11 protein-coding genes are annotated in these 12,181 nt (G+C 69.3%); 1 reads left to right on the top strand and 10 read right to left on the bottom strand.

Annotated features, from left to right (window positions below):
- Positions 1-41: 41 nt before the first annotated feature.
- On the bottom strand, positions 42-1,352 hold the full coding sequence (gene hisD / locus HQQ78_RS01000) for a histidinol dehydrogenase (protein WP_173150820.1): 1,311 nt from the start codon (positions 1,350-1,352) through the stop codon (positions 42-44).
- Between the two features lie 33 nt (positions 1,353-1,385).
- Between hisD and HQQ78_RS00995 the strand changes: the two genes are divergently transcribed.
- Entirely contained in the window at positions 1,386-1,904 is a 519-nt protein-coding gene (locus HQQ78_RS00995; protein ID WP_173150819.1) for a flavin reductase family protein, read from the top strand.
- A gap of 65 nt (positions 1,905-1,969) precedes the next feature.
- Here HQQ78_RS00995 and dnaE read toward each other — a convergent pair whose 3' ends face one another.
- The 9 genes from dnaE to HQQ78_RS00950 all read right to left on the bottom strand — a co-directional run bounded on the left by dnaE (position 1,970) and on the right by HQQ78_RS00950 (position 12,164).
- Positions 1,970-5,434 carry a DNA polymerase III subunit alpha gene (gene dnaE / locus HQQ78_RS00990; protein ID WP_056047386.1) on the bottom strand — a complete coding sequence of 1,155 codons (3,465 nt, stop codon included), beginning with the start codon at positions 5,432-5,434 and terminating at the stop codon, positions 1,970-1,972.
- Between the two features lie 98 nt (positions 5,435-5,532).
- On the bottom strand, positions 5,533-6,456 hold the full coding sequence (locus HQQ78_RS00985; protein WP_173150818.1) for an RluA family pseudouridine synthase: 924 nt from the start codon (positions 6,454-6,456) through the stop codon (positions 5,533-5,535).
- Positions 6,453-7,124, bottom strand: coding sequence for a signal peptidase II (gene lspA / locus HQQ78_RS00980; protein WP_173150817.1), 672 nt, complete (start codon positions 7,122-7,124; stop codon positions 6,453-6,455). The genes HQQ78_RS00985 and lspA overlap by 4 nt, the downstream gene beginning before the upstream one ends.
- A 4-nt stretch (positions 7,125-7,128) precedes the next feature.
- The gene (locus HQQ78_RS00975) at positions 7,129-7,905 is read right to left on the bottom strand and encodes a DivIVA domain-containing protein (RefSeq protein ID WP_056045044.1); all 777 of its coding nucleotides are present in this window, start codon (positions 7,903-7,905) and stop codon (positions 7,129-7,131) included.
- 145 nt (positions 7,906-8,050) lie between these two features.
- Positions 8,051-8,353: a YggT family protein gene (locus tag HQQ78_RS00970; RefSeq protein ID WP_056045042.1), complete on the bottom strand. Its 303-nt coding sequence runs from the start codon at positions 8,351-8,353 to the stop codon at positions 8,051-8,053.
- Positions 8,354-8,446: 93 nt separating this feature from the next.
- Positions 8,447-8,971, bottom strand: a complete 525-nt coding sequence (locus HQQ78_RS00965; protein WP_123570020.1) for a cell division protein SepF — start codon at positions 8,969-8,971, stop codon at positions 8,447-8,449.
- A 37-nt stretch (positions 8,972-9,008) separates the two neighbouring features.
- Positions 9,009-9,707 (bottom strand): YggS family pyridoxal phosphate-dependent enzyme, encoded by a 699-nt coding sequence (locus HQQ78_RS00960; RefSeq protein WP_173150816.1) that lies wholly within the window; start codon positions 9,705-9,707, stop codon positions 9,009-9,011.
- A 6-nt stretch (positions 9,708-9,713) separates the two neighbouring features.
- Entirely contained in the window at positions 9,714-10,874 is a 1,161-nt protein-coding gene (ftsZ, locus tag HQQ78_RS00955; protein WP_043594926.1) for a cell division protein FtsZ, read from the bottom strand.
- 138 nt (positions 10,875-11,012) lie between these two features.
- The gene (locus HQQ78_RS00950; RefSeq protein ID WP_173150815.1) at positions 11,013-12,164 is read right to left on the bottom strand and encodes an FtsQ-type POTRA domain-containing protein; all 1,152 of its coding nucleotides are present in this window, start codon (positions 12,162-12,164) and stop codon (positions 11,013-11,015) included.
- Positions 12,165-12,181 lie beyond the last annotated feature (17 nt).

Raw genomic sequence — 12,181 nt, 5'->3', positions numbered from 1 at the left:
CAAGGCCACCCGAGCACCGGATCGCGGAGGCCCCGCCCGGCTCAGGGGCGCGACAACCGGGCCGCGACGGCCTCGCCGTGGGCGGGCAACAGCTCGGCGTTCGACAACGCCACGAGCCGCTCGGCCACGGCACCCAGGGCCTCGGCGTCGTACCGGACGATCTGCTGCGGTCGGAGGAACGTGAACGCCCCGAGCCCCGACGAGAAGCGCGACTGACCGCTGGTGGGCAGGACGTGGTTCGACCCGGCGAGGTAGTCACCCAGGCTGACGGGCGTGTCGGGCCCCACGAAGATCGCTCCGGCGTCGGTGATGTCGGCCAGGACCGCGTCGTCGTCACGGGTCTGGACCTCGAGGTGCTCGGGGCCGTAGGCGTTGCTGAAGGCAGCAGCCTGCTGGAGGTCGTCGACGAGGACCACCGCCGACTGCCGACCCGAGAGGGCCGTCCGGACCCGGGCGGCGCTGAGGGTGCGGGGCACGAGCCTGGTCAGTTCGGCGACGACGGCCTCGGCGAAGGGCGCGGAGTCCGTCACGAGGACGGCCGAGGCCTCCTCGTCGTGCTCGGCCTGGCTGATGAGGTCGACGGCGACCAACGTGGCGTCGGCCGAGTCGTCCGCGATGACGAGGATCTCGGTCGCACCGGCCACGGAATCGATGCCGACACGACCGCGAACGAGTTGCTTCGCGGCGGCGACGAAGTTGTTGCCGGGACCGGTGATGACCTGGACCGGCTCGAGCTCGAGCTCGGGCACGCCGTAGGCGAGCGCACCGATCGCTCCGGCGCCCCCGATCGCGTAGACCTCGTCGATGCCGAGCAAACCGGCGGCACCCAGGATGACGGGGTGGACTCCCCCGCCGTGTTCGCGCTGCGCCGGAGAGACGAGGGCGATCGACGACACCCCCGCGACCTGAGCCGGGACGACGTTCATCACCACGCTGGAGGGGTACACGGCCTTGCCGCCGGGGACGTACACGCCGGCCCGCGTGACGGGCTGCCACCGCTGCTCGATCGTCGCCCCCGCCGCCGGGCGGGTCGTGGTGGGCGCCGGGACCTGGGCGCGGCTGGCCTGGGTGACGCGCGCGATCGACTCGACCAGCGCCTCCTTGACCAGCGGGTCGAGGGCCGCGACGGCCTCGTCGATGGTCTGCGTCGTGACGCGCAGGGCGTCGGGACGGACGCCGTCGAAGCGCGCGGCCTGGTCCCGCAGTGCGGCCGCGCCCCGCTCGCGGACGTCGTCGACCAGTCGCCGGGCGGCGTCCGTCGCGGCGCCCACGTCGGCGTGGGACCGGGGGACGAGGTCGAGCAGCTGGGCGTGGGTCGGCGCGAGACCGCGCAGATCTGTGGTCTGGATCATGGCTCGTCCAGCCTAGTCAGTAGGGTCGGGAGCATGACGGACGACAACGCGGCTGCTCCGCGGCCCGACGACTCTCTCGAGGTGTTCAAGGAGGCCTTCCGACGACACGCCGCGGGCGTGGCCATCGTCACGGCGCGTGACGACGAGGGCACACCGGTCGGGTTCACGGCGACGTCGCTGGCGTCGCTGGCCGCCGTGCCGCCCCTCGCGACGTTCAACATGGCCAGGACGGCGAGCTCGTGGCCCGCCGTCTCGGAGACGGACCAGGTCATCGTGCATCTGCTCGGCCTGCGCAACCGCGACCTCGCCCGCCGCATGGCGGGACCCGCCGCCGAACGCTTCGCGGGCGACCACTGGACCGACGGTCCGAACGGGGTACCTCTGCTCGCGGGCGTGACCGCGTGGATGGCCGGGACGATCGTCGAGCGGGTGCCCGTCCACGGCAACGCCGTCGTGGTCGTGCGCATCGGAACCGGCGGGGTGGGCGAGGACGACGACGCCCTGCTGTACCACGACCGTCGGTACCTGAGACCGGTCCACCTCGAGGACTGACGCCGAACGGATGCCGGGCGCCGGAACCGGTCGGGGCACCAGGACCCGCCGGAGCACCGGCCACCTCAGACGAGGCAGCCGGGGCCCAGCAGGCTCTTCAGTTCGCCGAACAGGTCGGCCGTGACGTCGACCGGCATGGGGATCTCGAAGACCCGTGCGGCTTCGCCCTTGACGAGTCGGAGACGGACTTCGGTGCCGCCGGCGTGACGCCCGAGCACCGCTGCCAGCTCGGTGACCGTGTCGTGCGTCGCCCGGTGCTCGGGCATCTGCAGGAGCAGCGGCCCGTGGTTCACGCCGACACCGAGGTCGGGCATGAACATGCTCGCGGCGTGCATGTTCATGCCGTCGTCGCGGACGCTGACCCGACCCTTCAGGACGATGATCGAGTCCCCGACGAGCGACGGCCCGAATTCTTGGTAGGTCTTGCCGAGGAACATGGCGGAGATCTCGCCCCCGAAGTCCTCGACGGTGATGATTCCGTAGGGGTTGCCCGAGTTGCGTGCGACCCGGTGCTGCACGCTGGTGATGAGCCCCGCGATCGTGACCGTCTCGCCGTCGATGGTCGCGGGGTCGCTCGCCAGGATGTCGGTGACCGTCGTCTGGGCATGCTTGGCCAAGGGGAGCTCGAGGCCCGCGAGCGGGTGGTCGGAGACGTACAGGCCCAGCATGTCGCGCTCGAAGGCCAGCTTGTCGCGCTTGGACCACTCAGGACGTTCGGGCACGTGCTGGACGTCCTGCGGCTCGTCCCACAGGGAGTCGAAGTCGAAGCCGACCTGACCGTTCGCCTCGGCCCTCTTCTCGCTGACCGCCGCCTCGACGGCGGACTCGTGGATCTCGACGAGGGCACGCCGCGTCGACCCCAGGGAGTCGAATGCGCCGGCCTTGACGAGCGACTCGACGGTGCGCTTGTTCGCCACGGGGAGCGGCACCTTGCGCAGGAAGTCGTGGAACGAGGTGAACGCCCCCTCTTTTTTGCGCGCGGCGATGACATGGTCGACGACGTTGAAGCCGACGTTGCGCACGGCACCCATGCCGAAGCGGATGTCGTCGCCGACGGCCGCGAAGAAGCCGATGGATTCGTTGACGTCGGGTGGCAGCACCTTGATGCCCATGCGGCGACACTCGTTGAGGTAGAGACCCAGCTTGTCGCGGGAGTCCCCCGTGCTGGTGAGCAGGGCGGCCATGTACTCGGCCGGGTAGTGGGCCTTGAGATAGGCCGTCCAGTACGAGACGACGCCGTACGCCGCGGAGTGCGCCTTGTTGAAGGCGTAGTCCGAGAAGGGCAGCAGGATGTCCCAGAGCATCTTGACGGCATCGGGCGAGAAGCCGTTGTCGAACATGCCCTGCTCGAACCCGGCGTACTGCTTGTCGAGCTCGGACTTCTTCTTCTTGCCCATGGCCCGCCGGAGGATGTCTGCCTGACCGAGCGAGAAGCCGGCGACCTTCTGCGCGATGGCCATGACCTGCTCTTGGTAGATGATCAGCCCGTAGCTGGTCGACAGGATCTCTTTGAGCGGCTCTTCGAGCTCGGGGTGGATCGGGGTGATGTCTTGCGCGCCGTTCTTGCGGAGCGCGTAGTTCGTGTGCGAGTTCGCGCCCATGGGCCCCGGGCGGTACAGCGCGATGACGGCCGAGATGTCTTCGAAGTTGTCGGGCTTCATCAGCCGGAGGAGCCCGCGCATGGGCCCGCCGTCGAGTTGGAACACCCCGAGCGTGTCGCCGCGACCCAGCAACTCGTAGGCCCCCCGGTCGTCGAGCTCGAGGTCTTCGAGCACGAGGTCGAAACCGCGGTTCGTCTTGATGTTGTCGAGGGCGTCGTTGATGATCGTGAGGTTCCGCAGCCCCAGGAAGTCCATCTTGATCAGGCCCAGCGACTCGCAGGCCGGATAGTCGAACTGCGTGACGATCTGCCCGTCCTGCTCGCGCTTCATGATCGGGATGATGTCGATGAGCGGATCGCTCGACATGATGACGCCTGCCGCGTGCACGCCCCACTGACGTTTCAGGCCCTCGAGCCCCAACGCCGTGTCGAAGACGGTCTTGGCCTCGGGGTCGGACTCGACGACCGTCCTGATGTCGCCGGCCTCTTTGTAGCGCTCGTGCTGCTTGTCGAAGATGCCGGTGAGCGGGATGTCCTTGCCCATCACGGCGGGGGGCATGGCCTTGGTGAGCTTCTCACCCATGCCGAAGGGGAACCCGAGCACCCGTGAACTGTCTTTCAAGGCCTGCTTGGCCTTGATGGTGCCGTACGTGACGATCTGGGCGACGCGTTCGTCTCCGTACTTCTCGGTGACGTACTGGATCACCTCGCCGCGACGACGGTCGTCGAAGTCGACGTCGAAGTCGGGCATGGACACGCGATCGGGGTTGAGGAACCGCTCGAAGATCAGACCGTGGCGCAGAGGATCGAGATCGGTGATGCGCATGGCGTAGGCGGCCATCGAGCCGGCCCCCGAACCACGGCCCGGACCGACCCGGATGCCGTTCTCCTTGGACCAGTTGATGAAGTCGGCGACCACGAGGAAGTAGCCGGGGAAGCCCATGCCGGTGATGACGCCGATCTCGTATTCGGCCTGCTTGCGCACGTCGTCCGGGATGCCCGCGGGATAGCGGTACACGAGCCCCTTCTCGACCTCTTTGATGAACCAGGTCTCTTCGGTCTCGCCCTCGGGCACCGGGTAACGCGGCATGTAGTTGGCCGAGGTGTTGAACTGCACGTCGCAGCGCTCGGCGATGAGGAGCGTGTTGTCGCAGGCCTCGGGGTGGTCGCGGAAGAGGTGCCGCATCTGCTGGGCGGACTTGAGGTAGAACTCGTCGGCGTCGAACTTGAACCGGTTGGGGTCGTTCAGCGTCGAGCCGGACTGGACGCAGAGGAGAGCAGCGTGGCTGGTCGCGTCGTGCTCGTGCGTGTAGTGGAGGTCGTTCGTCGCGACGAGGGGCAGGTCGAGGTCTTTCGCCAGGCGCAACAGGTCGCCCATGATCTGCCGCTCGATGCCGAGCCCGTGGTCCATGATCTCGGCGAAGTAGTTCTCGCGGCCGAAGATGTCGCGGAAGTCGGAGGCCGCCTTGAGCGCTTCGTCGTACTGGCCGAGCCGCAGGCGGGTCTGGACCTCGCCGCTCGGGCAGCCGGTCGTCGCGATGAGGCCCTCGGAGTACTGGGAGAGCAGCTCGCGGTCCATGCGCGGCTTGAAGTAGTAGCCCTCGAGCGAGGCCCGGGACGAGAGCCGGAACAGGTTGTGCATGCCCGTGGTGTTCTCGGACAACAGCGTCATGTGCGTGTAGGCACCGGAGCCCGACACGTCGTCTCGTCCACCGTCGCCCCAGCGCACGCGAGTCTTGTCGCCCCGGTGCGTGCCCGGTGTGATGTAAGCCTCGGTGCCGATGATGGGTTTGACGCCCGCCTCGGTCGCCGTCTTCCAGAAGTCGTACGCACCGAACACGTTGCCGTGGTCGGTGACCGCCACCGCGGGCATGCCCTGGGCGGCGGCCTCGGTGACCAACGGTTTGACCCGGGCGGCGCCGTCGAGCATCGAGTACTCGCTGTGCACGTGCAGATGGACGAATGAGTCTTTGCTCGAGGCCACGGGGCTCCTCGTCTGGTGGTGGATCTGGCGACTAGGGGAACAGCCTAACCGTGACGGAGGACGTCGAGGGCGTGCTGCAGGTCGCTGGGGTAGGTCGAGCGGTAGACCACCGGCTCACCCGTACCGGGGTGTCGGAATCCGAGCTGGACGGCATGCAGCCACTGCCGCGTGAGACCGAGGGTCGCCGACAGCGTCGGGTCGGCTCCGTAGGTCGCGTCACCGACGCACGGGTGTCGCTGGGCGGCCATGTGGACGCGGATCTGGTGGGTCCGACCCGTCTCGAGGTGGATCTCGAGCAACGACGCCGACGGGAACGCCTCGACGGTCTCGTAGTGGGTGACCGACGGCTTGCCGTCGACGACCACGGCGAACTTCCAGTCGGACGACGGATGCCGCCCGATGGGTGCGTCGATCGTCCCGGTCAACGGGTCGGGGTGGCCCTGGACGACCGCGTTGTAGATCTTCTCGACGGTGCGTTCGCGGAACGCCTGTTTGAGCAGGGTGTAGGCCCGCTCGGTCTTGGCGACGACCATGAGGCCGCTCGTTCCGACGTCGAGGCGGTGCACGATGCCTGCACGCTCGGACGCGCCCGAGGTCGACACGGTGAAGCCCGCGGCGGCGAGTCCGCCGAGCACCGTCGGTCCCGTCCAGCCCACCGACGGGTGTGCTGCGACTCCGACCGGCTTGTCGACGACCACGATCTCGTCGTCGTCGTGGACGACCGCCATGCCGGGCACCTCGACGGCGACCACGGCCGGTGCCTCACGCGGTGACCATGTGACGTCGAGCCACGCACCGGCCTCGAGCCGGTCCGATTTGCCGACCGTGCGCCCGTCGACCGTCACCCCGCCCGAGGCGGCGACCTCGGCCGCGAAGGTCCGGCTGAAGCCGAGCAGCTTGGCCAGGGCGGCGTCGACACGTTCGCCGGCGAGCCCGTCGGGGACCGGGAGGGCGCGCGTCTCGCTCACGAGGCGCTCCGGTGATCGGCAGGAGGCGTCGTGTCGACGGGACCGCCGGGCTCGTCACCGGACGTGCCCGGGTCGCCGACGGCCGTGGAGCCGGCCACTTGAGGGTCGCCGTCGCGACCGTCGCCCGCCGGTCGAGCCGACTTGCCGGCGCTCGGCGTGCGCGTGCCGTCGAGCCCGATGCCCAGCAGCGTGAGCAGGAGGAGCAATCCCATGCTGGACACGATGAAGACGTCGGCGACGTTGAAGATGGCCGGCAGCAGGGAGGGGAAGTAGATGAAGTCGACCACGTGCCCCTGGCCGAACGACGGCTCTCGGAGCAGGCGGTCCGTCAGGTTGCCGAGGGTGCCGCCGAGCAGCATGCCCAGCATGATCGACCAGGCCAGCGATCGGATGCGTCGGGCCACGACCAGGATCGCGACGGCGACGCCGGCGGCGGCGATCGAGAAGATCCACGTCGACCCGCTCGCGAACGAGAAGGCGGCACCGGGGTTCTTGACGAAGTGCAACTGGAAGAACTCGCCGACGACGTCGACGGAACCTCCTTCGACGAGAGTCCGGGTGACCAGCAGTTTGGTGCCCTGGTCGAGGCCGTAGGCCACGACAGCGACGAAGGCCAGCGTCGCGAGAACGCGGACGCTGGCCTTCGTGGCGGGCTTGTCGCTCGACAAGTCCTTAGTTCGAGCCGAAGCCCTGGGCGCTGGCCGGAGTGGGCCGACCGGCCTCGCCGGTGCCCTCGCCGTCGAGCTCGTGCAGCTGACCCTCGATGTAGCTCTTGAGCTTGGAGCGGTAGTCACGCTCGAACGAGCGCAGGTCGTCGATGCGACGCTCGACGCTCGACCGCTCGGTGTTGAGGCGGTCGAGGATCTCGCGCTGCTGGGTCTCGGCGGCACCGATGATGTCGCGGGACTTCGTCTCGGCCTCGGCGACGACCTCACGCTGGCGGGCCTCGCCCTCGGACACCAGACGGGCCGCGGTCGCGTGGCCTTCGGCGATGAGCTGGTCGCGCTTCTCGACGCCCTCGCGGACGTGTTCTTCGTGCAGACGGCGAGCGAGCTGCAGCAGGCTGTTGGTGCTGCTGGTCTCGTCGGCCTCGGACACCGCGGGGGCGGAGTAGGCCGGAGCGGACGCGACGGCGGCCGGGGCCGCGACGACGGGCTCGGACTCGACGACCGGCTCGGGCTCGACGGCCTCGGGCGCCGACGCGGGAGCCGGTGCCGACGCAGGAGCCGGCGCGCTGGCCACCGGAGCCGAGACGGGAGCGGCTTGCGCCACGGGGGCGGAGTCGCCGGACGAGAGGCGCTGACGCAGCTCGTCGTTCTCCTGGTTGAGACGTCGCAGCTCGGCGACGACCTCGTCGAGGAAGTCGTCGACCTCGTCTTGGTCGTATCCCTCGCGGAACTTCGTCGGCTGGAACCGCTTGTTGACTACGTCTTCCGGCGTCAAAGCCATTGCCGTCACCTCGTGCATCTGTTGGATCGTGTGATCGTGGTCTGGGTCGTTCTTCTACACCGTAGAGGAGCGGGGCCCGGTCGGGCCGGGATCGTGCCGTTCGGGCGCTGCAGTGAGCCTACCCTGTCGTCCACGGACGACGTGGTCAGCCGAAGGTGCGGAGCCCGGAGGCGACGCTCATCAGGATGATGACGGCCAGCATGATGATGCTCCAGCCGAAGTCGAGCGCGACCGATCCGAGCCGCACGGGGGGCAGGATCTTCCGCACGCGGCGGATGGGCGGGTCGGTCACCGTGTAGGCCACTTCGGCGATGACGAGCACCGGCCCCTTGGGGCGCCACCCGCGGCTGAACGACTGCGCGAGGTCGAGCACGAAGCGGGCCCACATGAGCAGGAAGAAGATCAGCAACGCGTAGTACGCGATCGTGGCGATCAGGTAAGTGATCATCGGGGGGTCATCAGCTCACACGAGTCGGCGCGAGGAGACTCGCGGACGGGCAGGTCGTCACGTCGACGCAGAGGAGCCGCGACGACGGACTCGTCACGACTGGGCGAAGAACGACGCTTCGATGTCGGATTCTACCTCAGCCTGATCACCGCTCACCGCGATGTGCGCCGGCGACAACAGGAAGACCTTGTTGGTCACGCGCTCGATCTTGCCGTACAACCCCTGCGAGAGACCGCTGGCGAAGTCGACCAGACGACGGGCGTCCGCCTCGGTCATCTGCGACAGGTTGATGATCACCGGGATGCCGTCACGGAAGCTCTCGGCGATCGCCTGGGCGTCCTTGTACTCGCGGGGGTGGACCGTCAGGATCTCGTTCATGTCGTGGGGCACCGTGTTCTTCGGGGTCGAGGAGCGACGCAGCGGCGTCACGGGGGCGCGGGTGGGCGCGGGGGCGGCGGGAGCCGAGTGGACCGGGGCGACGGGAGCCGGAGCCTGGGCGGCCGCCTGCGGTCGCGGCGACTGCTGGGGCTGCGCTCGTTCGTGAGGCTGCTCGTCGTACTCGAGCTCTTCGTCGGCGAGGCCCAGATAGACCATCGTCTTGCGCAGCGGGTTGGCCATGGTGTTCCTCCGAGTCAGTGGATCGTCAGGACCGACATTAACGAGCATCGGGGCGAGAACCCGTGATTGCCGTGCCGATCCGTAGGTGTGTCGCGCCCTCGGCGACGGCCTCGACGAAGTCGGGAGACATGCCGGCCGAGATCGCGTCGGCAGTGGTCTCGAGGGACCGCACCCTTTCGGAGACCGCACGGAGGCGCGCGAAGGCCGGACGCGCCTCCTCACCCAGGGGGGCCACGGCCATGACGCCGCGCAGTCGCAGCCCCGGGGTCGAGAGCACCCGCTCGGCGAGCCGCTCGACCTCGTGCTCGGCCACTCCCCCGCGGCCGGGGTCGTCGGTCAGGTTGACCTGGACGAATCCGTCGACGAGGGACCCGGAGTCGTCCGAGAGCGCGTCGACGACCGAGTCACGGTCGAGCGAGTGGACGGCGTCCGCGTAGCGCCGGGCCTGGCGCGCCTTCTTCGACTGCAACTGGCCCACGAAGTGCCACCGGAGTCCGTCGAGGTCGTCCAATTCGACGGCCTTGGTCTGCGCCTCTTGGTGACGGTTCTCGCCGACGTCGCGGACCCCGAGGGCGTACAACGCCCTGATGAGGCCGGGCGGATGGAATTTCGTGACGACGATCGTCGTGAGCTCGCCCGGAGAGCGTCCCACAGCGGTGCAGGCGTCGTCGACGGCCGCGGCGACCCGGGCGAGACGCTCGCCCAGGTCGCCGTCGACACTCTTCGGATCGGTCACTCGTCGTTACTTGAGGAAGTCCGGGACGTCGAGGTCGTCGTCACCGTCGTCGAAGGCCGGGTCGACGGCCTGGGTCGCGGGCTCTTCGGGCCGCTTCCACGCCGCGGGCTCGTGCGTCGCACCGCTGTCGGCGATGGCCGAGACGCCGGCGACCGAGGTCGCCGTGGGGCCGTCGGAGTCGACGAAGCTCGACCGGCGATCCTTCACCTTCGTCGAGGGCTCACCACCGTCGAACCCCGCCGCGATGACCGTCACGCGGACCTCGTCACCGAGGGTGTCGTCGATCACGGCACCGAAGATGATGTTGGCCTCGGCGTGGACGGCCTCTTGCACCAGGCGCGCCGCGTCGTTGATCTCGAAGATGCCCAGGTTGGAACCGCCCTGGATGGACAACAAGACCCCGTGTGCGCCGTCGATGCTCGCCTCGAGGAGCGGAGACGCCACGGCCAGCTCGGCCGCCTTGATGGCGCGGTCCGCGCCCCGCGACGATCCGATGCCCATGAGGGCCGAGCCGGCACCCTGCATGACCGACTTGACGTCGGCGAAGTCGAGGTTGATGAGACCGGGCGTGGTGATCAGGTCGGTGATGCCCTGGACACCGGCGAGGAGCACCTGGTCGGCCGTGCCGAAGGCCTCCACCATGCTGATGCCGCGTTCGCTGATCTCGAGCAGGCGGTCGTTGGGGACGACGATGAGGGTGTCGACCTCGTCCTTCAGGGCGGCCACGCCGGCTTCGGCCTGGGCCTGACGGCGCTTGCCCTCGAAGCCGAAGGGCTTGGTGACGACACCGATGGTCAGTGCGCCGATCGACTTCGCGATGCGGGCGACGACCGGGGCCCCGCCCGTGCCGGTGCCACCGCCCTCGCCGGCCGTGACGAAGACCATGTCGGCACCCGCGAGGGCTTCCTCGATCTCTTCGGCGTGGTCCTCCGCCGCGCGGCGCCCGACCTCGGGGTCGGCACCGGCGCCGAGGCCCCGGGTGAGTTCGCGACCGACGTCGAGCTTGACGTCGGCATCGCTCAGCAGCAGCGCCTGGGCGTCCGTGTTGATGGCGATGAACTCCACCCCGCGGAGCCCGAGTTCGATCATGCGGTTGACGGCGTTGACGCCACCGCCGCCGACACCGACGACCTTGATCACGGCTAGGTAGTTATGGTTCGTTGTCACGTCCGGGCCTCCGCTTGAACCTTAACTCTGCAGTTGAAGGTTAAAGTTGTACATGGTATGCAAGTTCTGCAGTCACAAGGTATGGGTGCGCCGCAGGCGCTGTCGCCAGGGTGGCCAGCGTGTCGCGAACACACCCTCTCATCTCGTCCTGATGATCCCGTTGTCGGGCGCGGACACGTCGTACTCGACGCTCGCGCCCGGGTCGCGCCGGGCCTGGTCGGCGATGAGTCCGGTGAGCACCTGGGCCTTCTTCGCCGACTCGTCGGCGCTGCCCCACACGACCCGCTCACCCGAGGTGAGTTGCAGGGTCACGTCGTCGGCCGTCGACGCCGTCACGGTGTCGACGGTCGAACGCAACGTGACCGGCAAGGCCAGCAGCACCTCGGCCACCGAACGGTACGCGGGGCCGTCGAGGGCTGCTCCCCCGACGTCGACCAGGGGTACTCCCTCTTGCCGGGCGTCGAGCGTCTGGACCACGACGCCGGCCGGGTCGACGAGGTCGAACCCCTCCCCCGCGGCGACCGTGGCGACAGGCTGCCGCTCCTGGATGCGCACGACGAGCGTGTGGGGCGGAGCGGTCTCGGTCACGTAGCTGGCGATCAGGGGGAACGCCCCGAGCTCGCGGGTGACCTCGTCGAAGTCGATGAGGGCGAGGGGCGTGCCGAGCTGCCCGTCGAGGGCGGTCTGCACGGCCGCGGCGTCGACGCGGTCCGTCCCCTCGACACGGATGGTCTGCAACGACAGGAGCGGCGTGAACACGGCGACCACGACGGACGCGACGAGGAGGAGCACGACGGCCCCGAGCGACACCAGGGTCGCCCGACGGTGTCGGCTGCGACGCGTGAAGCGACGGACCTCGACGCGCTCGACGCGCCTCCGTTCGCTCGATGCCCGACGCGCCTGCCGGCGTGCCGCGACGGCTCGTGCCTTGGCCTCGGCGGCCGTGCCGTCGGGTGCCTCGATGCGCGGAGGCTCGGAGCCCCGAGGTGCGACCCGCCCGGGGTGATCGCTCGCGTCGGAGGTCGAGGGCTTCGTCAGGCGGTCCCGCCAGGCCGCGGGGGCTCCGGTGATCGACTCGAGGCGGCCCTTGAGCGACGACGGGGACGACGGATCGGATGCGTCGGCGTCGGCCGCCCGCGAGTCACCGGCAGCACCTCGGGGAGGCCGCGAGGCACCGACGACGGGGACGGGCCCGGTGGCCTCCGGGTCCCGTCCCCGACGGCGTCGGTTGGGCGCCGCCGGAGGAGTCGGGGTGTCTTCTGGTTCGTCGAATCCGTCGGGCCGCTTCATCGGAGGGCCCCCGACAC

The organism is Frigoribacterium sp. VKM Ac-2859, from assembly GCF_013204925.1.
Taxonomy (GTDB): domain Bacteria; phylum Actinomycetota; class Actinomycetes; order Actinomycetales; family Microbacteriaceae; genus Frigoribacterium.
Note: the sequence above shows the minus strand (reverse complement) of the source record. Positions and strands in the feature narration are given on the sequence as shown.